A 24,657-nucleotide genomic window follows, 5' to 3' on the forward strand; every position below is an offset into this window, starting at 1 on the left:
TTGTAGGAGTGCATCGTGCGTAAGTTGACTCAATTGGTTCTCCTGGCCTCCGTACTGGTGGCAGGCCCGGCGTTCGCCGACATGAAAATCGCCGTTCTGAACTATCAGATGGCACTGCTGGAATCCGACGCGGCCAAGAAATACGCCGTGGATGCCGAGAAGAAATTCGGTCCGCAACTGACCAAGCTCAAGACGCTGGAAAGCAGCGCCAAGGGCATTCAGGATCGCCTGATGGCCGGTGGCGACAAGATGCAGCAGGGCGAGCGTGAGCGTCTGGAGCTTGAATTCAAGCAAAAGGCCCGTGACTTCCAGTTCCAGTCCAAGGAGCTGAACGAAGCCAAGGCAGTTGCCGACCGGGAAATGCTCAAGCAACTGAAGCCGAAACTGGATAGCGCAGTGGAAGAAGTCATCAAGAAAGGTGGTTTTGACCTGGTGTTCGAGCGTGGCGCAGTCATCGATGTCAAACCGCAGTACGACATCACGCGCCAGGTTATCGAGCGCATGAATCAGCTGAAGTAACCCATGACCGTGACTATCAAGCTCGGCCAGTTGGCCGAGTTCCTCGGCGCCACCCTGCGTGGCGACCCCGAGACGCAAATTACTGGGCTAGCCACCTTGCAGGAGGCTGGCCCAGCTCAGTTGAGCTTTCTGGCAAATCCTCAATATCGCAAATACCTGGCAAGTTCCCAGGCGGCTGCGCTATTGCTCAAGGAAGCCGATGTCGAAGGTTTTGCCGGCAATGCGCTGGTGGTGCCGGATCCTTATCTGGCTTATGCGCGTATCTCTCACCTGTTCGATCCCAAACCGAAAGCCACTGCGGGTGTTCATCCCACGGCGGTGATTGCGCCGGATGCGGTGGTTGATCCAAGCGCCAGCATCGGTCCGTTTGTGGTGATCGAGGCCGGTGCGCGCATCGGTGCACAGGTCACCCTGGGCGCCCATTGCGTCATTGGTGCCCGCAGTGAAATCGGCGAGGGCGGCTGGCTCGCTCCGCGGGTGACGCTGTACCACGACGTGCGCATCGGCAAGCGGGTGGTGATCCAGTCCGGTGCCGTGCTCGGTGGTGAAGGCTTCGGTTTTGCCAATGAGAAAGGTGTCTGGCAGAAGATCGCGCAGATCGGCGGCGTGACCATCGGTGACGATGTCGAGATCGGCGTGAACACCGCCATCGACCGTGGTGCGCTGGCGGATACCGTGATCGGCAATGGCGTGAAGCTCGACAACCAGATCCAGATCGCGCACAACGTCCAGGTCGGTGATCACACCGCCATGGCGGCGTGTGTCGGTATCTCCGGCAGCACCAAGATCGGCAAGCACTGCATGCTCGCCGGTGGCGTCGGTCTGGTGGGGCACATCGATATTTGCGACAACGTTTTCCTGACCGGGATGACCATGGTGACCCACTCGATTACCGAGCCAGGCGCCTATTCTTCCGGCACAGCCATGCAGCCGGCGGCCGAATGGCGCAAAAGCGCGGCCCGCATCCGTCAGCTCGATGACATCGCGCGACGTTTGAAGCAGTTGGAAAAGCGCGTTGGGGAAGTGACCCCCGGCAGTAATGCTTCATCTGATGGCTGATACCATTTCCATATCAAGTGTGCACAGCCTCTAGACTGCCTCCTTGATTTGCTAGAGGAGTGCGCGTCAGTCGCGCTCCCAATCTTTACATAGGCTTCCCCCCGAAATGATGGACATCAACGAGATTCGCGAATACCTGCCTCACCGTTACCCGTTCCTGCTGGTGGACCGGGTGGTGGAACTGGACACTGAAGGCAAGCGCATTCGCGCCTACAAGAATGTCAGCATCAATGAGCCATTCTTCAATGGTCACTTCCCTGCGCATCCAATCATGCCAGGCGTGCTGATCATCGAGGCGATGGCCCAGGCTGCCGGGATCCTCGGTTTCAAAATGCTCGACGTGAAACCGGCCGATGGCACCCTTTACTACTTCGTCGGTTCCGACAAGCTGCGTTTCCGTCAGCCAGTGCTGCCGGGCGATCAACTGATCCTTGAAGCCAAGTTCATCAGCTGCAAGCGTCAGATCTGGAAATTCGAATGCCAGGCTTCGGTCGACGGCAAACCGGTTTGCTCGGCTGAAATCATCTGTGCGGAACGCAAGCTATGAGTTTGATTGACCCTCGCGCAATCATCGATCCGTCGGCCGTTCTGGCTGACGGCGTCGAGGTCGGCCCGTGGTCGATCATCGGCGCAGGTGTGGAAATCGGCGAGGGTACTGTGATCGGGCCGCACGTGGTCCTCAAAGGCCCGACCCGCATCGGCAAGCACAATCGCATCTACCAGTTTTCCTCGGTCGGTGAGGACACTCCCGACCTGAAGTACAAGGGTGAAGAAACCCGTCTGGTGATCGGTGATCACAACGTCATTCGCGAAGGCGTGACGATTCACCGTGGCACCGTTCAGGATCGTTCGGAAACCACCCTTGGCGATCACAACCTGATCATGGCCTATGCCCACATCGGACATGACAGCGTGATCGGCAACCACTGCATTCTGGTCAACAACACGGCTTTGGCCGGGCATGTACATGTCGACGACTGGGCGATCCTTTCCGGGTTCACCCTGGTGCATCAGTATTGCCACATCGGCGCCCACAGTTTTTCCGGCATGGGCACTGCCATCGGCAAGGACGTTCCGGCGTTTGTGACCGTGTTCGGCAACCCGGCCGAAGCGCGCAGCATGAACTTCGAAGGCATGCGCCGTCGTGGTTTCAGCGAAGATGCGATTCATGCGCTGCGCCGCGCCTATAAAACGGTGTATCGCCAGGGCCTGACCGTGGAGCAAGCGTTGGCCGAGTTGGCCGAGCCTGCTGCGCAGTTCCCGGAAGTCGCGGTGTTCCGTGACTCGATCCAGTCGTCGACTCGCGGCATCACCCGCTGATCATGGCCAGTCTGCGTATTGCGCTGGTGGCGGGAGAGGCTTCCGGTGATATTTTGGGCGCCGGGCTCATGCGCGCCCTCAAGGCTCAACACCCGGCAGTCGAGTTCATCGGTGTCGGCGGTCCGTTGATGCAGGCCGAGGGTCTGACGTCTTATTTCCCCATGGAGCGTCTGTCGGTCATGGGGCTGGTGGAAGTCCTTGGGCGGCTGCGCGAGTTGCTCAAGCGCCGCAAGGACCTGATCGCCACGTTGATTGCCGAGAAACCGGATGTGTTCATCGGCATCGACGCTCCCGATTTCAACCTCAACATCGAACTCAAGCTGCGTCAGGCCGGGATCAAAACCGTGCATTACGTCAGCCCTTCGGTGTGGGCGTGGCGCCAGAAGCGTGTGCTGAAGATTCGCGAAGGTTGCGATCTGATGCTCACCCTGTTGCCGTTCGAAGCAAAATTCTACGAAGAGAAAGGCGTGCCGGTGCGGTTCGTCGGTCATACGCTGGCCGATACCATTCCGCTGCAAGCCGATCGCGCCGCAGCGCGTGCCGAACTCGGCTTGCCCGACGGACCGCTGGTGGCGTTGATGCCCGGCAGTCGCGGTGGTGAAGTCGGCCGTCTCGGTGCGCTGTTCCTGGATACGGCCGAGCGTCTGCGGGCCATGCGCCCGGGGCTGCGCTTCGTCATACCGTGCGCGAATGCCGAGCGTCGCGCTCAGCTCGAAGAACTGCTGGTTGGCCGTGATCTGCCGGTAACCCTGCTCGACGGCAAATCGCATCTGGCCCTGGCGGCGTGCAACGCGGTGTTGATCGCCTCCGGCACGGCGACACTTGAAGCCTTGCTGTACAAGCGGCCAATGGTCGTTGCTTATCGCCTGGCGCCGCTGACCTTCTGGATTCTCAAGCGCATGGTCAAGAGCCCCTACGTGTCGCTGCCGAACCTGCTGGCCCAGCGTCTGCTGGTACCGGAATTGTTGCAGGATGATGTGACAGTCGAGGCATTGGCGCAGACCCTGGCGCCGCTGATCGAAGGCGGCGAAGAACAGACCCGTGGCTTCGACGAGATCCACCGCACCTTGCGGCTGGACGCTTCCAATCAGGCGGCGGATGCCGTCCTCAACCTGATCGGTCAGAAACAATGAGCAAGACGATGCAGATGGGCCTGGATTTCACTCTGGTCGCCGAAGTCGAAGAACTGGTGGCCGGTGTCGACGAGGTCGGTCGCGGCCCGTTGTGCGGGGCAGTGGTGACGGCGGCGGTGATTCTCGATCCGAACCGGCCGATTCTCGGTCTCAACGACTCGAAGAAACTCACCGAAGCCCGGCGCGAGAAGCTTTACGACGAGATCATCGAGAAATCCCTGAGCTGGTGCATCGCCCGCGCCGAAGTCGAAGAAATCGACGAGCTGAACATCCTGCACGCGACCATGCTCGCCATGCAGCGTGCGGTGGCCGGGCTGCATATTCAGCCGAAACTGGCGATGATCGACGGTAACCGCTGCCCGAAACTGCCGATGCGCGCCGAAGCGGTGGTGAAGGGCGACAGCAAGGTGCCGGCGATTGCCGCCGCATCGATTCTGGCCAAAGTCAGTCGCGACCGGGAGATGTCGGCGTTCGAATTGATCTACCCGGGTTACGGCATCGGCGGTCATAAAGGCTATCCGACGCCCGTTCATCTGGAAGCGTTGGTGCGGCTTGGCCCGACGCCGATTCACCGGCGCTCGTTCGCCCCGGTGCGTCAGGCTTACGAGGCGCTGGAAGGTCTGACGCAGGTTTAGGCGCAAGGCTGATGTTTTGTTCGAGGCCCGGTACAATCCGGGCCTTGTTGTCTCTATGTAACTGGACAGGATCACTATGCCGGCTTCATTCGTTCATCTACGCCTGCACACTGAATACTCCCTGGTCGACGGGCTGGTGCGGATCAAGCCACTGGTCAAGGCGCTGACCGGCATGAACATGCCGGCGGTGGCTGTCACCGATCAGAACAACATGTGTTCCCTGGTCAAATTCTATAAAAACGCCATGGGCGCGGGCATCAAGCCGATCTGCGGCGCCGACCTGTGGCTGTCGAACAAGGATCCGGACGCGCCATTGAGCCGGATCAGCCTGTTGGTGATGAACGCCAAGGGCTATCGCAATCTCACCGAGCTGATCTCGCGTGGCTTCATCGAGGGCCAGCGTAACGGCATGATCATCATCGAGCGCGAATGGGTCGCCGAGGCCAACGAAGGCCTGATCATGTTGTCCGCCGCCAAAGAAGGCGAGATCGGCATGGCGCTGATCGGCGGCAACCCGGCCGAGGCCGAAGCGCTGGCGCGTGAATGGATGGCGGTGTTCCCGGATCGTTTCTATCTGGAAATCCAGCGTACCAACCGTCCCAACGACGAAGAACAACTGCACGGTGCGGTGGCCCTGGCCGACAAGCTCGGCGCGCCGCTGGTAGCGACCAACGATGTGCGCTTCATCAAGCAGGAAGACTTCGCCGCTCACGAAACCCGCGTGTGCATCGGCGAGGGCCGCGCGCTCGACGATCCGCGGCGCTCGAAGAATTACAGCGATCAGCAATACCTCAAAAGCGCCGAGGAAATGGCCGAGCTGTTCAGCGACATTCCCGACGCCATCGAAAACACCGTCGAAATCGCCAAGCGCTGCAACATCGAAGTGAAACTGGGCACGCACTTCCTGCCCAACTTCCCGATTCCCGATGGCATGACCATCGACGAATATTTCCGCAAGGTGTCCTTCGAAGGTCTCGAAGAACGCCTCGCGGTGCTGTTGCCCAAGGACACCACCGAAGACTACGAAGCCAAGCGTCAGGTCTACGTCGATCGCTTGAATTTCGAGCTGGATATCATCATCCAGATGGGCTTCCCCGGTTACTTCCTGATCGTGATGGACTTTATCCAGTGGGCCAAGAACAACGGCGTGCCGGTAGGTCCTGGCCGGGGGTCGGGTGCCGGCTCGCTGGTGGCTTACGTGCAGAAGATTACTGACCTCGACCCGCTGGAATACGACCTGCTGTTCGAACGTTTCCTTAACCCGGAACGGGTCTCGATGCCCGACTTCGACGTCGACTTCTGCATGGACGGTCGTGACCGGGTGATCGACTACGTGGCCGAGAAGTACGGTCGCAACGCGGTAAGTCAGATCATCACTTTCGGTTCCATGGCCGCGAAGGCTGTGGTGCGTGACGTGGCGCGGGTGCAGGGCAAGTCCTATGGTCTGGCGGATCGTCTGTCGAAGATGATTCCGTTCGAAGTCGGCATGACCCTGGAAAAAGCCTACGAACAGGAAGAGATCCTGCGTGACTTCATCAAGGTCGATGAAGAAGCGGCGGAAATCTGGGAGATGGCGCGCAAGCTCGAGGGCGTGGTGCGTAACGTCGGCAAGCACGCCGGTGGTGTGGTAATCGCCCCGACCAAGCTGACCGACTTCTCGCCGATCTATTGCGACGAGGCCGGTGACGGTCTGGTAACCCAGTTCGACAAGGACGACGTGGAGGCGGCCGGTCTGGTGAAGTTCGACTTCCTCGGCCTGCGAACCCTGACGATCATCGACTGGGCACTGAAAACGATCAACCGCGACCGCGCCAAGGTCGGCGAAGAGCCGCTGGACATCGCGTTCATCCCGCTAGACGACAAGCCGACGTACAGCCTGTTGCAGAAAGCCGAAACCACCGCGGTGTTCCAGCTTGAATCGCGCGGCATGAAAGAGCTGATCAAAAAGCTCAAGCCCGACTGCCTGGAAGACTTGATCGCACTGGTGGCCCTGTTCCGTCCGGGCCCGCTGCAGTCCGGCATGGTGGACGACTTCATCAACCGTAAGCACGGTCGCGCCGAACTGGCGTACCCGCATTCGGACTACCAGTACGAAGGCCTCAAGCCGGTATTGGCGCCGACTTACGGCATCATCCTGTATCAGGAACAGGTGATGCAGATCGCCCAGGTCATGGCTGGTTACACCCTCGGTGGTGCGGACATGCTGCGTCGAGCCATGGGTAAGAAAAAGCCCGAGGAAATGGCCAAGCAACGTGGCGGCTTCATTGAAGGCTGCGCCACCAACAATATCGATGCCGACCTAGCCGGTAACATTTTCGACCTGGTGGAAAAATTCGCCGGTTACGGCTTCAACAAATCCCACTCCGCCGCCTATGGCCTGGTGTCGTACCAGACCGCATGGTTGAAGGCGCACTACCCGGCGCCGTTCATGGCCGCGGTACTCTCGGCGGATATGCACAACACCGACAAGGTCGTGACCTTGATCGAGGAAGTGCGCACGATGAAGCTGCGCCTCGACGCGCCGGACGTGAACACTTCCGAGTTCAAGTTCACGGTGAACGACGACGGCCGCATCGTCTATGGCCTGGGCGCGATCAAAGGCGTCGGCGAAGGCCCGGTGGAAGCGATCACCGAAGCGCGTCAGGCCGGCCCGTTCAAGGATCTGTTCGACTTCTGCGCCCGGGTCGATCTCAAGCGCATCAACAAGCGTACGCTGGACGGCTTGATCCGTAGCGGTGCACTGGATCGTCTCGGGCCTTATTTCCACGACGAGCAAAAGGCTTATCAGGCCAACATCGACCGCAACCGCGCCGTGCTGCTGGCGGCGATGGAAGAGGCGATCAAGTCTGCCGAACAGACCGCACGCACCCACGACAGTGGCCACGCCGACCTGTTCGGCGGGCTGTTCGTCGAGGAAGATGCCGACGTTTACGCGACCCATCGCAAGGCCAAGGAACTGACCCTCAAGGAACGCCTCAAGGGTGAGAAAGACACTCTGGGCCTGTACCTCACCGGTCACCCGATCGACGAGTACGAGGGCGAAATTCGCCGTTTCGCCCGGCAGCGCATCATCGACCTGAAGCCGGCCCGTGACACGCAAACCGTGGCCGGGATGATCATTGCCCTGCGGGTGATGAAGAACAAGAAGGGCGACAAGATGGGCTTCATCACCCTCGATGACCGTTCGGGACGGATCGAAGCGTCGCTGTTCGCCGATGCGTTCCACTCCGCGCAATCGCTGTTGCAGACCGACGCGATGGTGGTGGTCGAAGGCGAAGTCAGTAACGATGACTTCTCCGGCGGCTTGCGTCTGCGGGTCAAGCGGGTGATGAGCATGGAAGATGCACGCACCAATCTGGCCGAAAGCCTGCGCCTGAAGCTGCACACTCAGGACTTGAAAGGCGATCAGCTACGCTGGTTGGGTGAACTGCTCAAGCGTCACCGCGGGGCGTGCCCGATCACCATGGAGTACACCAGTCCCGATGCGAAGACCTTGCTGCAGTTCGGCGAGACCTGGCGAATCGACCCGGCGGATGCGTTGATTCAAGCCCTGCGTGACCAGTTCGGGCGAGACAACGTCTTCCTCCAATACCGTTGACCGGCAAGTGCCATCATTGCGCATGCCCACAACCTGAATTTTTAATCTCGACCTCAGCGCGCCTCTCCCTTAAGGTAGGGCGCGAATAGACAACCGGCCGGCCCAAGCTCATTTGGGACACGACCCAAGACGGACGCCTATGAACCCGAATTTTCTAGATTTCGAACAGCCGATCGCCGACCTGCAAGCCAAGATCGAAGAGTTGCGCTTGGTCGGTAATGACAATTCGCTGAATATCGGCGATGAGATCTCCCGCCTGCAGGACAAGAGCAAGACGCTGACCGAAGACATCTTCGGCAAGCTGACCAGCTGGCAGATCGCACGCCTGGCGCGTCACCCGAAACGCCCGTACACCCTCGACTACATCGAGCACATCTTCACCGAGTTCGACGAACTGCACGGTGACCGTCACTTCTCCGACGACGCCGCCATTGTGGGTGGCGTGGCACGTCTGGAAGACCAGCCGGTGATGATCATCGGTCACCAGAAGGGCCGTGAAGTGCGCGAGAAGGTACGCCGCAACTTCGGCATGCCGCGTCCGGAAGGCTACCGCAAGGCCTGCCGTCTGATGGAAATGGCCGAGCGCTTCAAGATGCCGATCCTGACCTTCATCGACACCCCGGGTGCTTACCCCGGTATCGACGCTGAAGAGCGCAACCAGAGCGAAGCCATCGCCTGGAACCTGCGCGTGATGTCGCGCCTGAAGACCCCGATCATCGCCACCGTTATCGGTGAAGGTGGTTCCGGCGGTGCATTGGCGATCGGTGTCTGCGATCAGCTGAACATGCTGCAATACTCGACCTACGCGGTGATCTCGCCGGAAGGTTGCGCTTCGATTCTGTGGAAAACCGCCGAAAAAGCACCGGATGCCGCTGAAGCGATGGGCATCACCGCCGAGCGCCTGAAAGGCCTGGGCATCGTCGACAAGGTGATCGGCGAGCCACTGGGCGGCGCTCACCGTGATCCGGCCGCTGCCGCTGCCTCGATCCGTGCCGAGCTGAGCTCGCAACTGGCGATGCTGAAGAAGTTCGACAACGAAGCGCTGCTCAAGCGTCGTTACGATCGTCTGATGAGCTACGGTCTCTGACAGATCTCGCAATACCCAATGTGGGAGCGGGCTTGCTCGCGAAAGCGGTATAACATTCGGCAGATGTGTTGAATGTTGAAACGCCTTCGCGAGCAAGCCCGCTCCCACATTTGATTTGGGCCAAAAGAAAGATATGGGTCAGTCCGTGAGTGATCTGCCTTCCCGGCTTCTGCGCAATCTTGCAGCTTGGCGCAATGCCAAGACTTGGCGCGTGGCTTTCTCCGGCGGTCTGGATTCCACCGTCCTCCTGCATCTGCTGGCCCATCTCGCTCAACACCACTCCCTGCCGGCGCTCAGCGCCATCCACGTCCACCACGGCCTCCAGGCTGCGGCCGATGCGTGGCCGGAGCATTGTCAGTCGGTCTGCGACGCACTGGACGTCCCGTTGCAAGTGGTGCGGGTGACGGTGCAACCCGGCGCCAGCCTGGAGCGAGCAGCGCGGGAGGCGCGGTATGCGGCGTTCACTTCGCTGACCGAGGCCGGGGATTTGTTGCTGACCGGTCAGCATCAGGATGATCAGGCGGAGACCTTGCTGTTTCGCCTGATGCGCGGCGCTGGCGTGCGCGGACTGTCGGCGATGCCGGCGCAGCGACCGTTGGGGCAGGGCACGCTGCTGCGCCCATTGCTCGAGGTGACGCGCTCCGAACTTGAGGCTTACGCCCGCGCGCACCAGTTGCGCTGGATCGAAGACCCTTCGAACGAAGATCGGCAGTTCTCGCGCAACTATCTGCGCCATCAGGTGCTGCCGTTGCTCACGGCGCGCTGGCCGCAGGCGCAGGCGAGCATGGCTCGCAGCGCGGCGCATCTGCGCGAGGCGCAAGGTTTGCTCGATGAGTTGGCGCAGCTCGATCTGGCACAAGCCGCCACGCCGAGTGAGTTTGCATGGCTGGGCCTGCCGTCGCTGGAACTGGCGCCGCTGGCGCGTTTATCTGCCGCTCGTCAACGCAATGCGCTCAGCCATTGGCTCGAGCCCCTGACCCGACTGCCCGACACCGACCATTGGTCGGGTTGGGACAACCTCTGCGGCGCTGCCAGTGATGCATCGCCGGTCTGGCGTCTGGCCGATGGCGAATTGCAGCGCAGCGCCGGCCGGCTATGGTGGCTGAGCGGCGACTGGCTGCGCGCGCCAGCGGTCAGCGGTGAATGGCATGACCCGTCGACAGCGCTACGCTTGGCGAATAACGGGTGTGTCATGTTCAGCGGGCAGACTCCGGTCGGGCCGTTGCGGATTGGCTATCGGCAGGGCGGCGAGCTGATGCATCTGGCGGGGCGTGGCCACCGCGATCTCAAGCGCCTGCTCAATGAGCGCGCGGTACCGAGCTTCGTCCGTGGCAGATTGCCGCTGCTGTTTCGCGGCGCAGAATTGCTCGCCGTGGCGAACCTGCCGGGCCTTGACGGGCAGGGGCCGGACGGCTGGAAATTGCATTGGCAGCCAACAGACGAAGATCAAGGTTTGAGATGAAAGGGGCATTCCGGTAGACTACGCTCCCTTCTTGATACAACTTCTGTGGATTCGCCTGAATTGCAGGAGTTGCCGATTACCAAGCAGTCTTTGCTGGGCGATTCCAAAAAATGTGTAGCGAGCAACGTACCGGTGTTTCATCTGCCGGTCTGTCCCAACGCGGCGGTTTTTTTGAAAGGTGCACTGTGATTAATGCAGGTGATCGGGGGCTTCGGCCTTCCTTCGCTTTCCCCGGCGGCTCGTACCGCTTTAACGCAGACTTCTAGGGTTTTTCATGACGCGCTACATATTCGTCACGGGCGGTGTTGTTTCTTCATTGGGGAAAGGCATTGCCTCGGCTTCATTGGCGGCCATCCTGGAGGCGCGGGGGCTTAAGGTCACCATGCTTAAGCTGGATCCGTACATCAACGTCGACCCGGGCACCATGAGCCCGTTCCAGCACGGTGAAGTGTTCGTCACCCACGACGGCGCCGAGACCGACCTGGACCTGGGCCACTACGAGCGGTTCATCCGCACGACCATGACCCAGAACAACAACTTCACCACCGGTCGTGTCTACGAGCACGTGCTGCGCAAAGAGCGCCGTGGTGACTACCTGGGTGCAACCATCCAGGTGATTCCGCACATCACCGACGAAATCAAGCGTCGCATCATCAAGGGTGCCGGCGATGCCGACGTGGCCCTGGTGGAAATCGGCGGTACCGTTGGCGACATCGAATCGCAACCGTTCCTCGAAGCCATCCGTCAACTGCGTGTGGAAGTCGGTTCCAAGCGCGCGATGCTGATGCACCTGACGCTGGTTCCGTACATCGCCACCGCTGGCGAGACCAAAACCAAGCCAACCCAGCACTCGGTTAAAGAGCTGCGTTCGATCGGCCTGCAGCCAGACGTGCTGATCTGCCGCTCCGACCATCCGGTGGATGTGTCGTCGCGTCGCAAGATCGCGTTGTTCACCAACGTTGAAGAGCGTGCGGTGATTTCCCTGGAAGACGTCGACACCATCTACAAGATCCCGGCCGTGCTGCACGCTCAGGGTCTGGACGATTTTGTCGTCGAGCGTTTCGGCCTGCAATGCAATGGCGCCGACCTGTCCGAGTGGGAAAAGGTCGTCGATGCCAAGCTCAACCCAGAGCACGAAGTCACCATCGCGATGGTCGGCAAGTACATGGAGCTGCTGGACGCCTACAAGTCGCTGATCGAAGCGATGAGTCACGCCGGCATCACCAACCGTACCAAGGTCAACCTGCGTTACATCGATTCCGAAGACATCGAGAACCAGGGCACTGCGCTGCTCGAAGGTGTCGACGCGATCCTCGTTCCGGGCGGCTTCGGTCTGCGCGGCGTGGAAGGCAAGATCACTGCCGTTCAGTACGCTCGTGAAAACAAGGTTCCATACCTGGGTATCTGCCTGGGCATGCAAGTGGCGGTCATCGAGTTCGCCCGTAACGTGCTGGGCTGGAAAGACGCCAACTCCACCGAGTTCGATCGCGCCAGCGGCCATCCGGTCGTGGGTCTGATCACCGAGTGGGAAGACGCCACCGGCGCCGTTGAAGTGCGTACCGAAGCGTCCGATCTGGGCGGCACCATGCGCCTCGGCGCTCAGGAATGCCTGCTCGAAGCCGGCTCCAAGGTGCACGATTGCTACGGCAAGGACGTGATCGTTGAACGTCACCGTCACCGCTACGAAGTGAACAACAACCTGCTGCCACAAATCATCGAAGCCGGCCTGAAAATCTCCGGTCGCTCCGCTGACGCCGCGCTGGTTGAAGTGGTCGAAGCACCGGATCATCCATGGTTCGTCGCTTGCCAGTTCCACCCGGAGTTCACCTCGACGCCACGTGACGGTCACCCGCTGTTCAGCGGTTTCGTGAAAGCTGCGTTGGCTCAACACCAGAAGAAGGCGTAACCCGATGGCACAGAAGATCATCCGCGTTGGCAACATCGAGATCGCCAACGACAAGCCCATGGTGCTGTTCGGCGGCATGAACGTGCTGGAAAGCCGTGACATGGCCATGCAGGTTTGCGAAGAGTACGTGAAGGTCACCGAGAAACTCGGTATCCCTTATGTGTTCAAGGCCAGCTTCGACAAGGCCAACCGATCTTCTGTGACCTCGTATCGCGGTCCTGGCCTGGAAGAAGGCATGCGCATCTTCCAGGACATCAAGCAAGCCTTCGGCGTGCCGATCATCACCGACGTCCACGAGCCTGATCAGGCCGCGGTCGTCGCTGAAGTCTGCGACATCATCCAGCTGCCGGCCTTCCTGTCGCGCCAGACCGATCTGGTCGTGGCGATGGCCAAGACCAACGCTGTGATCAACATCAAGAAAGCCCAGTTCCTCGCGCCTCAGGAGATGAAACACATCCTGAACAAGTGCGTGGAAGCGGGTAACGATCAATTGATCCTCTGCGAGCGTGGTTCGAGCTTCGGCTACAACAACCTCGTGGTCGACATGCTCGGCTTCGGCATCATGAAGCAGTTCGAGTACCCGGTATTCTTCGACGTGACCCACGCGCTGCAAATGCCTGGCGGTCGTGCCGACTCCGCCGGCGGTCGCCGTGCGCAGGTTCTGGATCTGGCCAAGGCTGGCATGAGCCAGGCGCTTGCCGGTCTGTTCCTCGAAGCGCATCCGGATCCGGACAACGCCAAATGCGACGGCCCTTGCGCCTTGCGTCTGGACAAACTGGAGCCATTTCTGGCCCAGCTCAAAGCTTTGGACGAACTGGTGAAGAGTTTTCCGACGGTAGAAACCGCGTAAACCTCATTTCTCCGGTAAAGTACCGCACGATTTGTCGCACATGCCCTCGGGCATGTGCGTTGTCGTCTGCAAGCTGCCCGCTGCACACCACTTGCCGACGGTAAAAAGATTTCCTCTAGCTGCGTCGTTTTCGTCAACTTTGGAGTGTTTACAACAATGGCAAAAATCGTCGACATCAAAGGTCGTGAAGTTCTCGACTCCCGTGGCAATCCCACCGTGGAAGCGGACGTGCTTCTCGACAACGGCATCATCGGCAGCGCGTGCGCGCCGTCCGGTGCATCCACTGGCTCGCGTGAAGCGCTCGAGCTGCGTGATGGCGACAAGAGCCGTTACCTGGGCAAGGGCGTGCTCAAGGCGGTAGCCAACATCAACGGTCCGATCCGCGATCTGCTGCTGGGCACTGACCCAAGCGACCAGAAAGCCCTCGACCACGCGATGATCAAGCTCGACGGTACCGAAAACAAGGCAACCCTGGGTGCCAACGCCATCCTCGCGGTGTCCCTGGCTGCGGCCAAGGCGGCTGCACAGGACCAGGATCTGCCGCTGTACGCACACATCGCCAACCTCAACGGCACCCCGGGTGTGTACTCGATGCCGGTGCCGATGATGAACATCATCAACGGTGGCGAACACGCCGATAACAACGTCGACATCCAGGAATTCATGGTGCAGCCGGTTGGCGCCAAGACCTTCTCGGAAGGTCTGCGCATGGGCACCGAGATTTTCCATCACCTCAAAGCAGTGCTGAAGGCCCGTGGCCTGAGCACCGCTGTTGGCGACGAAGGCGGTTTCGCACCGAACCTGGCGTCCAACGAAGACGCGCTGAAAGTGATCTCCGAAGCCGTGGCCAACGCCGGTTACAAGCTGGGCACCGACGTGACCCTGGCACTGGACTGCGCGGCGAGCGAATTCTACGAAGACGGCAAGTACAACCTGTCCGGCGAAGGCCAGGTGTTCACCGCTGAAGGTTTCGCCGACTACCTGAAAGGTCTGACCGAACGTTATCCGATCATCTCGATCGAAGACGGTCTGGACGAGTCCGATTGGGCTGGCTGGAAGATCCTCACCGACAAGATCGGCGAGAAGACCCAACTGGTTGGCGACGACCTGTTCGTGACCAACACCAAGATCCTGAAAGAAGGCATCGATAAAAAGATCGCCAACTCGATCCTGATCAAATTCAACCAGATCGGTACCCTGACCGAAACCCTGGAAGCCATCCAGATGGCCAAGGCTGCCGGTTACACCGCGGTGATCTCGCACCGTTCGGGCGAAACCGAAGATTCGACCATCGCCGACCTGGCTGTGGGCACTTCGGCTGGCCAGATCAAGACCGGTTCGCTGTGCCGTTCCGACCGCGTTTCCAAGTACAACCAACTGCTGCGTATCGAAGAGCAGTTGAATGGCAAAGCCAAGTACAACGGTCGCAGCGAGTTTCGCGGCTGAGTGGTAAATGGTAAAAAGACACCGGATTGTGTCGGAAAAGTCGTGACAGCGATGGATTTGCCACTAATCTGATGCCTTATATGCACAAGCCTGGATCTTCCAGGCTTCGTGCTATCAGACGTTTCAAAGTTTTCGCGTGGCTGTCTTTTTTCACTGGATACCTGATATTCGATGCGCAGTCCTTACTGGTTGTTTCTCGTTTTGCTCTTGCTGCTGGCCGGTCTGCAGTACCGCCTGTGGGTGGGCAATGGCAGTCTGGCGCAGGTCGCCGAGCTGAATCAGCAGATTGCTGATCAACACGCCGAGAACGAAGCCCTGCTGGAGCGCAACCGGGTGATGGACGCTGAAGTCAGCGAGCTGAAAAAAGGCATGGAGACCGTTGAAGAGCGGGCTCGCCATGAGTTGGGCATGGTCAAGGACGGTGAAACCCTTTACCAGCTCGCGCAATGATCGATTCTCTGCCGGCCTTCTGGGCCGTGATTCCTGCCGCGGGCGTCGGTGCCCGAATGGCCGCGGACCGTCCCAAGCAATACCTGCAACTGGGCGGGCGCACAATTCTTGAACACAGCCTCGGCTGTTTCCTCGATCACCCGAGCCTCAAAGGCCTGGTGGTCAGTCTTGCTGTTGATGATCCCTATTGGCCGAACCTCGCCTGCGCCAGCGACTCGCGGATTCAGCGGGTCGAGGGCGGCTCCGAGCGTTCCGGGTCGGTGCTCAATGCCTTGCTGCATTTGCATGCGCAGGGTGCCGATGACGATGACTGGGTACTGGTCCACGATGCGGCCCGACCTAACCTGAGCCGTGACGATCTCGACAAGTTGCTGGTTGAACTGGCGGATGATGCCGTTGGCGGTTTACTGGCCGTGCCAGCGCGCGACACCCTGAAGCGGGTCGACAAGCACGGTCGTGTGCTCGAAACCGTTGATCGCAGCGTGATCTGGCAGGCGTATACACCGCAGATGTTCCGCCTCGGTGCGTTGCATCGAGCGCTGGCCGACAGCCTGGTGGCCGATGCGCTTATCACCGATGAAGCCTCGGCGATGGAGTGGGCCGGTCTGGCGCCACGACTGATCGAAGGGCGGGCGGACAACCTCAAGGTCACCCGGCCGGAAGACCTGGAGTGGTTGCGTCAGCGTTGGGCCAATCGCCGCTGAATGCTGTGGCGCCTGTTCTGCCGCCTTCGCGAGCAAGCTCGCTCCCACCTTTGATTCGCGCCTGACACCCAATCTGCATCCACTGAGGATCCCCTGTGGGAGCGGGCTTGCTCGCGAAGGCGGTCGTACAGACACCCCATCCCTCAGCTCCGATACTCCGGCCGCTCGGCCAGCCCTTCCTTCAAGAAATCCACCAGCTTGCGCACCTTCGGCGACAAATGCCGCTGCTGGGGATACAACGCCCACACCGCCGTATTCGGCGGCTGATGCGCCTCCAATAAAGAAATCAGTGCCCCACTGTGCAAATGTTCGAGTACGTAATAGTCCGGCAACTGGCACAGCCCGACCCCTTGCAGCGCCGCATCCAACACCGCTTGCCCGCTGTTGCAGCGCCAGTTTCCCTGCACGCGCTGGGAAAATTCCCGGCCGTTCTGTTCCAGTTGCCACAGATCCGAGCTGCCGATCAGGCAATTGTGGCGGCTCAGTTCCGACAAACTGTGTGGGCGGCCATACCGTTCAACGTAGGAAGGGGACGCGCACAGATACATCCGACGCGGCGCCAGGCGGGTGGCGACCAACCGCGAATCCTGCAGCCGACCCAGACGAATCGCCAGATCCAGCCCTTCATGCACCAGATCGAGCTGGCGGTTGGTCAGCTCGATATCGATCCGCAGTTGTGGGTAATGCCCCATGAACCGCGTCACCAGCGGCACGATAAACCGTTCGCCATACGCCACGGCACAGGTCATGCGCAGCATGCCTTTGGGTTCGCTGGTCAGATCGCCGACCGCGCGCAGGGCTTCTTCGCGACCGTCCTGCAGGCGCTGACAATGCTGCAGAAAGGTCTGTCCAGCTTCGGTCAGCGCCACGCGACGGGTACTGCGATAGAGCAGACGCGTCTGCAATCGCTCCTCCAGTCGTACGATTTGTCGACTGATGTGCGAGGACGAAACCCCGAGGCGTTCTGCTGCGGCGGTGAACTGGCTGCATTCGGCGACGGCGACGAACTCGTCGATGCCTTCCCAGCGGTTTTCCGACATCGGGATTATCCCTGTATGGCAATAATGTTTTGCTTTTGTCCGGATTATTCATCAGATCGCGCTGTACTACACTGCCGATCTGGTTTTTTTATTCAATGGATTCACTGGAGAGTCAGCATGATCAAGTCGCGCGCCGCCGTTGCCTTCGAGGCCAAGAAGCCGCTGGAAATCGTAGAAGTCGATGTGGCCATGCCCAAGGCCGGTGAAGTGTTGCTGCGCGTAGTGGCTTCCGGGGTTTGCCACACCGACGCCTACACCCTGTCCGGTGCTGACCCGGAAGGCATCTTCCCGTCGATCCTCGGCCACGAAGGCGGTGCGATCGTTGAAGCCATCGGCGAGGGCGTGACGTCTGTTGCGGTTGGTGACCACGTGATTCCGCTGTACACCCCGGAATGCGGTCAGTGCAAATTCTGCAAGTCGGGCAAGACCAACCTGTGTCAGGCGATTCGCGCTACTCAGGGCAAAGGTCTGATGCCGGACGGCACTTCGCGCTTTTCCTACAAGGGCCAAACGATTTTCCACTACATGGGGACATCGACGTTCTCGGAATACACCGTGCTGCCGGAAATCTCCGTGGCGAAAATCGCCAAGGATGCGCCGCTGGAAAAAGTCTGCCTGCTCGGTTGCGGCGTGACCACTGGTATCGGTGCGGTGATCAACACTGCCAAGGTCAAGCCAGGTGACACCGTGGCGATCTTCGGTCTCGGCGGCATCGGTCTTTCGGCAGTCATTGGCGCAGTGAAAGCCAAGGCTGCGCGGATCATCGCCATCGACATCAACCCGGCCAAGTTCGAAATCGCCAAGCAGCTGGGCGCCACCGATTGCGTCAACCCGAAAGACTTCGATCGTCCGATCCAGGAAGTGATCGTCGACATGACCGATGGCGGCGTCGACTTCTCCTTCGAATGCATCGGCAACGTGCAACTGATGCGCGCCGCGCTGGAATGCTGCCACAAGGGCTGGGGCGAGTCGGTGATCATTGGCGTTGCCGGTGCCGGCCAGGAAATCGCCACCCGTCCGTTCCAACTGGTGACCGGTCGCGTCTGGCGTGGTTCGGCGTTCGGTGGCGTGCGTGGCCGTACCGAGCTGCCAAGCTACGTCGACATGGCGCAGAGCGGCGAGATTCCGCTGGATACTTTCATTACCCACACCATGGGTCTGGAAGACATCAATAAGGCATTTGGCCTGATGCATGAAGGCAAGAGCATTCGTACCGTCATTCATTTCTGATCAATCGCGACGCCCCAGCTACAGACCTTGAAGGTTTGTAACCGGGGCAGCGTAGGAGTCTTTACATGAGTCTGGAAAACATCTCCTGTCAGAAAAGTTTCGGCGGCTGGCACAAGCGCTATCGCCACCGTTCCGACGTGCTCGGCTGCGACATGGTGTTTGCCGTGTATCTGCCGCCGCAAGCGGAGCAGGGCGGCAAGCTGCCGGTGCTGTATTGGCTGTCCGGCCTGACCTGCACCGACGAGAACTTCATGCAAAAGGCCGGTGCGATGCGCATGGCCGCTGAACTCGGTCTGATCATCGTCGCCCCGGACACCAGTCCGCGCGGCCCGGATGTGCCGGGTGATCCGGATGGCGCCTGGGATTTCGGCCTCGGAGCCGGGTTCTACCTGAATGCCACGCAGGAACCGTGGTCGCGGCACTATCGGATGCATGACTATGTCGTGCAGGAATTGCCTTCACTGGTTGAAGCGCATTTCCCGGCGTCGGATAAACGCAGCATCAGCGGCCATTCCATGGGCGGCCACGGTGCACTGGTTTGTGCGCTGCGCAATCCGGGGCGTTACCAGTCGGTGTCGGCGTTTTCGCCGATCAACAATCCAATGGATTGTCCGTGGGGGCAAAAGGCGTTCTCCCGTTACCTGGGGGAAGATCGCTCCAAGTGGAAAGAATGGGATGCCTGTGCACTGATAGCCGAGGCCAGCGAAAAACTGCCGTTACTGGTCGATCAGGGGGATCGCGACGATTTCCTCGAAAACCAGCTCAAGCCCGAAGCCCTGCAACAAGCGGCAAAACAAGCGGATCATCCGCTGACGTTGCGCCTGCAACCGGGCTACGACCACAGCTATTTCTTCATCTCAAGCTTCATAGACGACCACTTGCAGCATCACGCACGCGCTCTGCGCGGCTAATGCAGGTAGAATCACGCCCTGACAAAAATCGGGGCGTTTTTTTATGCGTATTGGCCACGGCTACGATGTTCACCGTTTCGCTGAAGGCGATTTCATTACTCTGGGCGGCGTGCGCATTGCACACAGCTTCGGGCTGCTCGCTCATTCCGACGGTGACGTCCTGCTGCACGCCTTGAGCGATGCGTTGCTCGGCGCGGCCGCGCTGGGCGATATCGGCAAGCACTTTCCGGACACCGACCCGCAATTCAAGGGCGCCGACAGCCGCGTGCTGCTGCGGCATGTGGTCGCGCTGATCCACGCCAAAGGCTGGAAAGTCGGTAACGTCGACAACACTATCGTCGCCCAGGCGCCGAAAATGGCCCCGCATATCGAAGCGATGCGCGCGTTGATCGCCGCCGATCTGCAAGTTGAGCTGGATCAAGTAAACGTGAAAGCTACCACCACCGAAAAACTCGGCTTTGTCGGTCGCGAAGAAGGCATCGCCGTACACTCCGTTGCCTTGTTGCTGCGCGCATGAACGAACTGCAATTGCTCGGCCCGCGCGCCTATGGCGAACCACTCGGCACCGCGGTACTGAAAGCCATCGCCGAAGATTTCCAGGTCGATGAAGTGCTCGACATCCCGTTCAGCGGCGATGGCGAACACCTGTGGATCTGGGTCGAAAAGCGTGGTCTGAACACCGAAGAAGCGGCACGGCGCATCGCCAAGGCCGCCGGCGTACCATTGCGCACCGTCAGTTATGCCGGGCTCAAGGATCGTCAGGCACTGACCCGTCAGTGGTTCAGCGTGCAACTGCCGGGCAAGGCCGACCCGGATCTGTCGGCGGTGGAAAACGACACGTTGAAGATCCTCAAGACCACACGCCACAAGCGCAAGCTGCAACGCGGCGCGCATTCGGCCAACGGCTTCACCTTGCGCCTGACCCAGTTTGCCGGCGACAAGGACGCGATCGAACAGCGTCTGCAACTGATCGCCAGGCAAGGCATTCCCAATTATTTCGGCGCCCAGCGTTTTGGCCATGACGGCGGCAACATCGTCGATGCGCGTGCGTGGGCGGCGCGCAAGGCGCTGCCGGAGCAGCGCAATGTGCGTTCGCGGCTGCTGTCGACAGCGCGCAGTTTTCTATTCAATCAGGTGCTGGCCGCCCGGGTGGCCGATGGCACCTGGCAGCAGGCGCAGGTCGGCGACCTGCTGGCGTTTACCGACAGCCGCAGTTTCTTCCCGGCCGGTGAGGCCGAATGCAGCGATCCGCGCCTGGCGATTCTCGACCTGCACCCGACCGGCCCGCAGTGGGGCGAAGGTGACTCACCGACTGCCGGCGCTGTCCATGATCTGGAGCAGGCGATTGCCGAGCGCGAGGCGGATCTGCGCGATTGGTTGATCAATGCCGGAATGAGCCACGAACGTCGCATCCTGCGACTGCCCATTGGCGGGTTGTCGTGGCATTATCCCCAGCCTGACATTCTGCAACTGGAATTCGTCCTCCCGGCCGGATGCTTCGCCACCGTATTGGTGCGCGAACTCGTTGATCTGGTGCCGGTGGGGCAGACGGACAGCCCATGCGTATTCTGATTTCTAACGACGATGGGGTAACCGCACCCGGTCTCGCCGCGCTTTATGCTGCGCTGGCGGATTACACCGAATGCGTGGTTATCGCCCCGGAGCAGGACAAAAGCGGCGCCAGCAGTTCGCTGACGCTCGACCGTCCGCTGCACCCGCAATACCTGGCCAACGGTTTCATCAGCCTCAACGGTACGCCGACCGACTGCGTGCACCTGGGCCTTAACGGCCTGCTGGAGCGCGAACCGGACATGGTGGTTTCCGGGATCAACCTCGGTGCCAATCTGGGCGATGACGTGCTGTATTCCGGCACTGTGGCGGCAGCCCTCGAAGGACGCTTTCTCGAGCGCCCTTCGTTTGCGTTCTCGCTGTGTTCGCGACAGGTGGACAACCTGGCGACAGCAGCACATTTCGCGCGCAAACTCGTCGAGGCGCATGCCGGGCTGGACCTGCCGCCGCGTACGGTGCTGAACGTGAACATTCCCAATCTGCCGATCGACCATATTCGTGGCATTCAGCTGACCCGTCTGGGCCATCGCGCTCGTGCGGCAGCGCCGATGAAAGTGGTCGATCCGCGGGGCAAGGCCGGTTACTGGATTGCTGCTGCCGGCGATGCCGAAGACGGCGGCCCGGGCACTGATTTTCATGCGGTGATGCAGGGCTATGTCTCGATCACGCCGTTGCAGCTCGATCGCACCTTCAACGATGCCTTCAGAAGCCTCGACGGCTGGCTGGAGGGACTGCGCTGATGGCTCGTGAACACGAAGACAGACTGCGCAGCGGCATCGGCATGACGTCGCAGCGCACGCGCGAACGCCTGATCCAGCGTCTCTACGAAGAAGGCCTGTCCAACGCCAAGGTGCTGGAAGTGATCCGCCGTACGCCGCGTCATCTGTTTGTCGATGAAGCGCTGGCGCACCGTGCCTACGAAGACACCGCGCTGCCGATCGGCCACAACCAGACCATCTCTCAGCCTTATATGGTGGCGCGCATGAGCGAGCTGCTGCTGGAGGCGGGGCCGCTGGACAAGGTGCTGGAGATCGGCACCGGTTCGGGTTACCAGACGGCCGTGCTGTCGCAACTGGTCGAACGGGTGTTCTCGGTCGAGCGCATCAAGGTCTTGCAGGATCGGGCCAAGGAACGTCTGGTCGAACTGAACCTGCGTAACGTGGTGTTCCGCTGGGGCGATGGCTGGGAAGGCTGGCCGGCGCTGGCGCCGTACAACGGCATCATCGTCACCGCGGTTGCGACCGATGTGCCGCAGGCGTTGCTAGATCAACTGGCACCGGGTGGGCGGATGGTGATTCCGGTCGGCTCGGGGGAAGTGCAGCAACTGATGCTGATCGTGCGCGAAGAACACGGCTTTTCTCGTCACGTTCTGGGGGCGGTGCGCTTCGTGCCATTGCTCAATGGCCCACTGGCCTGAGCATTTGTTTGCGGGCGCTGAATTCCTGGCGTTGGCTTCGGTCTTACAGCGGCAGCGAGCGTTTAAACGCAGTCGATCGGGTCTTGGCAAACGTGTGCGTGCAGCGATTTCGCTTCATTAAAGGTAAAGACGGCGCGGCCCGTTATACTTGCGACACCTCATGCCTGAATGGGCATTCCAAATTTTTTCAGCCACCACAAAGGGAGCGGCGGGTGAGTCTCACAGTCATTGCGCAGCGTATGGGTAACACAAGCTTTCAGCGCCTGGTGACTGGCCTTGTCTTGAGCACCTTGCTGGTCGGTTGCTCCAGCACCAAATCGAGTAACGTGCGGGTGGTCGATCGCAACAGTGCGGCGGCCCAGCGTCCGGCCGTCACGACCGGGCAGTATGTAGTCCGTCCGGGCGATACGCTGTTTTCCATCGCTTTTCGCTACGGCTGGGACTACAAAGCCCTCGCTGCCCGGAACAATATTCCTACGCCGTATACGATCCACCCGGGTCAGACAATTCGCTTTGACGGCCGTACCGGTTCAACGCCGACGGCGGTTGTGAGCAACGGTGGTTCCGCGCCATCATCGTCGAGCAAAACTACGGTAATCCGGCGCCAGGCGAATGGCACGACGACCACCACGGTGACCGGCTCCGGTGCTGGTTCTGCGGGGGCTGCACCGTCCGTCGCCAGTAAATCCGCACCTGCTCCCCTGCCTCCACCGGGTCCGGCCCCGACCGGCTGGGGATGGCCATCTAATGGCATTCTGATTGGAAAATTCTCTTCAAACGGTAGTTTGAATAAAGGAATTGATATCGCCGGAGATTTGGGACAGCCTGTTTTAGCTGCGTCTGATGGGACGGTGGTTTACGCCGGGAGTGGCTTAAGGGGCTACGGCGAATTAGTCATCATCAAACACAGCGAAACCTACGTCAGTGCCTACGGACATAACCGCAGGCTGTTGGTACGGGAGGGGCAGCAGGTCAAGGTCGGACAGACAATTGCCGAAATGGGGTCAACGGGTACAGACCGGGTGAAACTGCATTTTGAGATTCGCCGACAAGGTAAACCTGTAGATCCGCTGCAGTTCCTGCCCAAACGTTGATTTGAGGCCAGCCTGTTCCGTCGCGTAGAGGGGACAGGCTCCAGCGCTGCCAAGGATAAAGGCGTCGCTTGAGCTTGGGGTCGAACTCACCAAAGGACTATAACAATGGCTCTCAGTAAAGAAGTGCCGGAGTTTGACATCGACGATGAGGTTCTCCTTATGGAGACCGGCATCGATTCGGATTCGATGTCGAATGATGAAGGGGCTGCTCCACCTTCCGTTCGTTCCAGATCCAAACACTCCGCTTCACTTAAGCAACACAAGTACATCGACTACACTCGGGCACTCGATGCCACGCAGCTGTATCTCAACGAAATCGGCTTTTCTCCACTGCTCTCCCCCGAGGAAGAAGTTCACTTCGCGCGTCTGTCGCAAAGTGGCGATCCGGCGGGGCGCAAGCGCATGATTGAAAGTAACCTGCGGCTGGTCGTGAAGATCGCCCGGCGTTACGTCAATCGAGGGCTGTCGCTGCTGGACTTGATCGAAGAGGGCAACCTCGGCTTGATCCGCGCGGTGGAAAAGTTCGATCCCGAGCGCGGCTTCCGCTTCTCGACCTACGCTACCTGGTGGATTCGTCAGACCATCGAGCGCGCGATCATGAATCAGACCCGGACCATCCGGCTGCCGATCCATGTGGTCAAGGAACTCAACGTGTACCTGCGGGCGGCACGGGAACTGACGCAAAAGCTCGATCACGAACCTTCACCCGAAGAAATCGCCAACCTGCTGGAAAAACCGGTGGGCGAGGTCAAGCGCATGCTTGGCCTGAACGAGCGGGTTTCTTCGGTCGACGTCTCGCTGGGTCCGGATTCGGATAAAACCCTTCTGGACACCCTGACGGATGACCGTCCGACCGATCCATGCGAACTGCTGCAGGATGACGACCTGTCGCAGAGCATCGATCAATGGCTCTCGGAACTGACCGACAAGCAGCGCGAGGTGGTTGTACGCCGCTTCGGCCTGCGCGGTCATGAGAGCAGCACGCTGGAAGATGTAGGCCTGGAGATCGGCCTGACCCGGGAACGGGTGCGGCAGATCCAGGTGGAGGGCCTGAAGCGCCTTCGGGAGATTCTCGAGAAGAATGGCCTGTCGAGCGAGTCGCTGTTTCAGTAAGCGCCTTTAACGACCGCCCATAAAGGCCCCGACTGGTTCGGGGTTTTTTTATTGCTCGGATATTGGTTGATGACTGTCTGTGGCGAGGGCGCTTGCTCCCGCCGGATTGCGCAG

The 24,657-nt window shown here is 60.1% G+C and carries 23 protein-coding genes; 22 read left to right on the forward strand and 1 reads right to left on the reverse strand.

Annotated features, from left to right (window positions below):
• Positions 1–15: 15 nt before the first annotated feature.
• The 14 genes from NTD85_RS16745 (at position 16) to ispD (ending at position 16,169) form a co-directional block, all read left to right on the forward strand.
• Positions 16–519 carry an OmpH family outer membrane protein gene (locus NTD85_RS16745; protein ID WP_003222140.1) on the forward strand — a complete coding sequence of 168 codons (504 nt, stop codon included), beginning with the start codon at positions 16–18 and terminating at the stop codon, positions 517–519.
• Positions 520–522: 3 nt separating this feature from the next.
• On the forward strand, positions 523–1,578 hold the full coding sequence (gene lpxD, locus NTD85_RS16750) for a UDP-3-O-(3-hydroxymyristoyl)glucosamine N-acyltransferase (protein ID WP_045122314.1): 1,056 nt from the start codon (positions 523–525) through the stop codon (positions 1,576–1,578).
• A 106-nt stretch (positions 1,579–1,684) separates the two neighbouring features.
• Positions 1,685–2,125 (forward strand): 3-hydroxyacyl-ACP dehydratase FabZ, encoded by a 441-nt coding sequence (gene fabZ / locus NTD85_RS16755; RefSeq protein ID WP_003222142.1) that lies wholly within the window; start codon positions 1,685–1,687, stop codon positions 2,123–2,125.
• Positions 2,122–2,898, forward strand: a complete 777-nt coding sequence (gene lpxA, locus NTD85_RS16760) for an acyl-ACP--UDP-N-acetylglucosamine O-acyltransferase (protein ID WP_103486496.1) — start codon at positions 2,122–2,124, stop codon at positions 2,896–2,898. The genes fabZ and lpxA overlap by 4 nt, the downstream gene beginning before the upstream one ends.
• 2 nt (positions 2,899–2,900) lie before the next feature.
• Positions 2,901–4,031 carry a lipid-A-disaccharide synthase gene (gene lpxB / locus NTD85_RS16765; protein ID WP_410017540.1) on the forward strand — a complete coding sequence of 377 codons (1,131 nt, stop codon included), beginning with the start codon at positions 2,901–2,903 and terminating at the stop codon, positions 4,029–4,031.
• Positions 4,032–4,039: 8 nt separating this feature from the next.
• Positions 4,040–4,666: a ribonuclease HII gene (rnhB, locus tag NTD85_RS16770; RefSeq protein ID WP_003222148.1), complete on the forward strand. Its 627-nt coding sequence runs from the start codon at positions 4,040–4,042 to the stop codon at positions 4,664–4,666.
• Between the two features lie 76 nt (positions 4,667–4,742).
• Positions 4,743–8,264, forward strand: a complete 3,522-nt coding sequence (dnaE, locus tag NTD85_RS16775) for a DNA polymerase III subunit alpha (protein WP_003222149.1) — start codon at positions 4,743–4,745, stop codon at positions 8,262–8,264.
• A gap of 139 nt (positions 8,265–8,403) precedes the next feature.
• A complete protein-coding gene (locus NTD85_RS16780; RefSeq protein WP_045122315.1) occupies positions 8,404–9,351 on the forward strand; it encodes an acetyl-CoA carboxylase carboxyltransferase subunit alpha in 948 nt (315 codons plus the stop codon).
• A gap of 133 nt (positions 9,352–9,484) precedes the next feature.
• A complete protein-coding gene (tilS, locus tag NTD85_RS16785) occupies positions 9,485–10,813 on the forward strand; it encodes a tRNA lysidine(34) synthetase TilS (protein WP_262142719.1) in 1,329 nt (442 codons plus the stop codon).
• 274 nt (positions 10,814–11,087) lie between these two features.
• On the forward strand, positions 11,088–12,719 hold the full coding sequence (locus NTD85_RS16790; RefSeq protein ID WP_003222153.1) for a CTP synthase: 1,632 nt from the start codon (positions 11,088–11,090) through the stop codon (positions 12,717–12,719).
• A 4-nt stretch (positions 12,720–12,723) separates the two neighbouring features.
• The gene (kdsA, locus tag NTD85_RS16795) at positions 12,724–13,569 is read left to right on the forward strand and encodes a 3-deoxy-8-phosphooctulonate synthase (protein ID WP_003222154.1); all 846 of its coding nucleotides are present in this window, start codon (positions 12,724–12,726) and stop codon (positions 13,567–13,569) included.
• A 156-nt stretch (positions 13,570–13,725) separates the two neighbouring features.
• Positions 13,726–15,015 (forward strand): phosphopyruvate hydratase, encoded by a 1,290-nt coding sequence (gene eno / locus NTD85_RS16800; RefSeq protein WP_003222156.1) that lies wholly within the window; start codon positions 13,726–13,728, stop codon positions 15,013–15,015.
• 171 nt (positions 15,016–15,186) lie between these two features.
• Positions 15,187–15,465: a cell division protein FtsB gene (ftsB, locus tag NTD85_RS16805; RefSeq protein WP_003222158.1), complete on the forward strand. Its 279-nt coding sequence runs from the start codon at positions 15,187–15,189 to the stop codon at positions 15,463–15,465.
• On the forward strand, positions 15,462–16,169 hold the full coding sequence (ispD, locus tag NTD85_RS16810; protein ID WP_262142721.1) for a 2-C-methyl-D-erythritol 4-phosphate cytidylyltransferase: 708 nt from the start codon (positions 15,462–15,464) through the stop codon (positions 16,167–16,169). Before ftsB ends, ispD begins: the two co-directional genes overlap by 4 nt.
• 143 nt (positions 16,170–16,312) lie before the next feature.
• Here the strand turns inward: ispD and NTD85_RS16815 are convergent, their stop codons facing one another.
• Entirely contained in the window at positions 16,313–17,209 is an 897-nt protein-coding gene (locus NTD85_RS16815) for a LysR substrate-binding domain-containing protein (RefSeq protein ID WP_103486008.1), read from the reverse strand.
• Positions 17,210–17,326: 117 nt separating this feature from the next.
• Here NTD85_RS16815 and NTD85_RS16820 point away from each other — a divergent pair, with 117 nt between their 5' ends.
• From NTD85_RS16820 to rpoS, 8 genes are all read left to right on the forward strand, one after another.
• Positions 17,327–18,439: an S-(hydroxymethyl)glutathione dehydrogenase/class III alcohol dehydrogenase gene (locus NTD85_RS16820; RefSeq protein WP_262142722.1), complete on the forward strand. Its 1,113-nt coding sequence runs from the start codon at positions 17,327–17,329 to the stop codon at positions 18,437–18,439.
• 65 nt (positions 18,440–18,504) lie between these two features.
• The gene (gene fghA, locus NTD85_RS16825) at positions 18,505–19,350 is read left to right on the forward strand and encodes an S-formylglutathione hydrolase (protein WP_262142723.1); all 846 of its coding nucleotides are present in this window, start codon (positions 18,505–18,507) and stop codon (positions 19,348–19,350) included.
• A gap of 43 nt (positions 19,351–19,393) precedes the next feature.
• Positions 19,394–19,867 (forward strand): 2-C-methyl-D-erythritol 2,4-cyclodiphosphate synthase, encoded by a 474-nt coding sequence (ispF, locus tag NTD85_RS16830; RefSeq protein ID WP_007964300.1) that lies wholly within the window; start codon positions 19,394–19,396, stop codon positions 19,865–19,867.
• Positions 19,864–20,922: a tRNA pseudouridine(13) synthase TruD gene (gene truD / locus NTD85_RS16835; RefSeq protein WP_262142725.1), complete on the forward strand. Its 1,059-nt coding sequence runs from the start codon at positions 19,864–19,866 to the stop codon at positions 20,920–20,922. The genes ispF and truD overlap by 4 nt, the downstream gene beginning before the upstream one ends.
• Complete coding sequence (surE, locus tag NTD85_RS16840) at positions 20,910–21,659, forward strand: 5'/3'-nucleotidase SurE (RefSeq protein WP_003222170.1); 750 nt, start codon at positions 20,910–20,912, stop codon at positions 21,657–21,659. The genes truD and surE overlap by 13 nt, the downstream gene beginning before the upstream one ends.
• 41 nt (positions 21,660–21,700) lie before the next feature.
• The gene (locus NTD85_RS16845; protein ID WP_169841266.1) at positions 21,701–22,336 is read left to right on the forward strand and encodes a protein-L-isoaspartate(D-aspartate) O-methyltransferase; all 636 of its coding nucleotides are present in this window, start codon (positions 21,701–21,703) and stop codon (positions 22,334–22,336) included.
• Between the two features lie 212 nt (positions 22,337–22,548).
• Positions 22,549–23,430 carry a peptidoglycan DD-metalloendopeptidase family protein gene (locus NTD85_RS16850; RefSeq protein WP_003222174.1) on the forward strand — a complete coding sequence of 294 codons (882 nt, stop codon included), beginning with the start codon at positions 22,549–22,551 and terminating at the stop codon, positions 23,428–23,430.
• Between the two features lie 105 nt (positions 23,431–23,535).
• The gene (gene rpoS / locus NTD85_RS16855) at positions 23,536–24,543 is read left to right on the forward strand and encodes an RNA polymerase sigma factor RpoS (protein ID WP_103486013.1); all 1,008 of its coding nucleotides are present in this window, start codon (positions 23,536–23,538) and stop codon (positions 24,541–24,543) included.
• Positions 24,544–24,657 lie beyond the last annotated feature (114 nt).

The sequence above is a fragment of the Pseudomonas sp. 13B_3.2_Bac1 genome, from assembly GCF_025466205.1.
GTDB classification, from domain to species: domain Bacteria; phylum Pseudomonadota; class Gammaproteobacteria; order Pseudomonadales; family Pseudomonadaceae; genus Aquipseudomonas; species Aquipseudomonas fluorescens_H.

Excerpts from the sequence above, each read along its gene's own strand:
- NTD85_RS16845 (WP_169841266.1), top strand. The coding sequence starts at position 21,701 with ATGACGTCGCAGCGCACGCGCGAACGCCTGATCCAGCGTCTCTACGAA.
- lpxA (WP_103486496.1), top strand. The coding sequence starts at position 2,122 with ATGAGTTTGATTGACCCTCGCGCAATCATCGATCCGTCGGCCGTTCTG.
- truD (WP_262142725.1), top strand. The coding sequence starts at position 19,864 with ATGAACGAACTGCAATTGCTCGGCCCGCGCGCCTATGGCGAACCACTC.
- surE (WP_003222170.1), top strand. The coding sequence starts at position 20,910 with ATGCGTATTCTGATTTCTAACGACGATGGGGTAACCGCACCCGGTCTC.
- NTD85_RS16790 (WP_003222153.1), top strand. The coding sequence starts at position 11,088 with ATGACGCGCTACATATTCGTCACGGGCGGTGTTGTTTCTTCATTGGGG.
- fghA (WP_262142723.1), top strand. The coding sequence starts at position 18,505 with ATGAGTCTGGAAAACATCTCCTGTCAGAAAAGTTTCGGCGGCTGGCAC.
- dnaE (WP_003222149.1), top strand. The coding sequence starts at position 4,743 with ATGCCGGCTTCATTCGTTCATCTACGCCTGCACACTGAATACTCCCTG.
- NTD85_RS16780 (WP_045122315.1), top strand. The coding sequence starts at position 8,404 with ATGAACCCGAATTTTCTAGATTTCGAACAGCCGATCGCCGACCTGCAA.
- lpxB (WP_410017540.1), top strand. The coding sequence starts at position 2,901 with ATGGCCAGTCTGCGTATTGCGCTGGTGGCGGGAGAGGCTTCCGGTGAT.
- NTD85_RS16820 (WP_262142722.1), top strand. The coding sequence starts at position 17,327 with ATGATCAAGTCGCGCGCCGCCGTTGCCTTCGAGGCCAAGAAGCCGCTG.
- eno (WP_003222156.1), top strand. The coding sequence starts at position 13,726 with ATGGCAAAAATCGTCGACATCAAAGGTCGTGAAGTTCTCGACTCCCGT.
- kdsA (WP_003222154.1), top strand. The coding sequence starts at position 12,724 with ATGGCACAGAAGATCATCCGCGTTGGCAACATCGAGATCGCCAACGAC.
- rpoS (WP_103486013.1), top strand. The coding sequence starts at position 23,536 with ATGGCTCTCAGTAAAGAAGTGCCGGAGTTTGACATCGACGATGAGGTT.
- fabZ (WP_003222142.1), top strand. The coding sequence starts at position 1,685 with ATGATGGACATCAACGAGATTCGCGAATACCTGCCTCACCGTTACCCG.
- ftsB (WP_003222158.1), top strand. The coding sequence starts at position 15,187 with ATGCGCAGTCCTTACTGGTTGTTTCTCGTTTTGCTCTTGCTGCTGGCC.
- ispD (WP_262142721.1), top strand. The coding sequence starts at position 15,462 with ATGATCGATTCTCTGCCGGCCTTCTGGGCCGTGATTCCTGCCGCGGGC.
- tilS (WP_262142719.1), top strand. The coding sequence starts at position 9,485 with ATGGGTCAGTCCGTGAGTGATCTGCCTTCCCGGCTTCTGCGCAATCTT.
- ispF (WP_007964300.1), top strand. The coding sequence starts at position 19,394 with ATGCGTATTGGCCACGGCTACGATGTTCACCGTTTCGCTGAAGGCGAT.
- NTD85_RS16815 (WP_103486008.1), bottom strand. The coding sequence starts at position 17,209 with ATGTCGGAAAACCGCTGGGAAGGCATCGACGAGTTCGTCGCCGTCGCC.
- rnhB (WP_003222148.1), top strand. The coding sequence starts at position 4,040 with ATGCAGATGGGCCTGGATTTCACTCTGGTCGCCGAAGTCGAAGAACTG.
- lpxD (WP_045122314.1), top strand. The coding sequence starts at position 523 with ATGACCGTGACTATCAAGCTCGGCCAGTTGGCCGAGTTCCTCGGCGCC.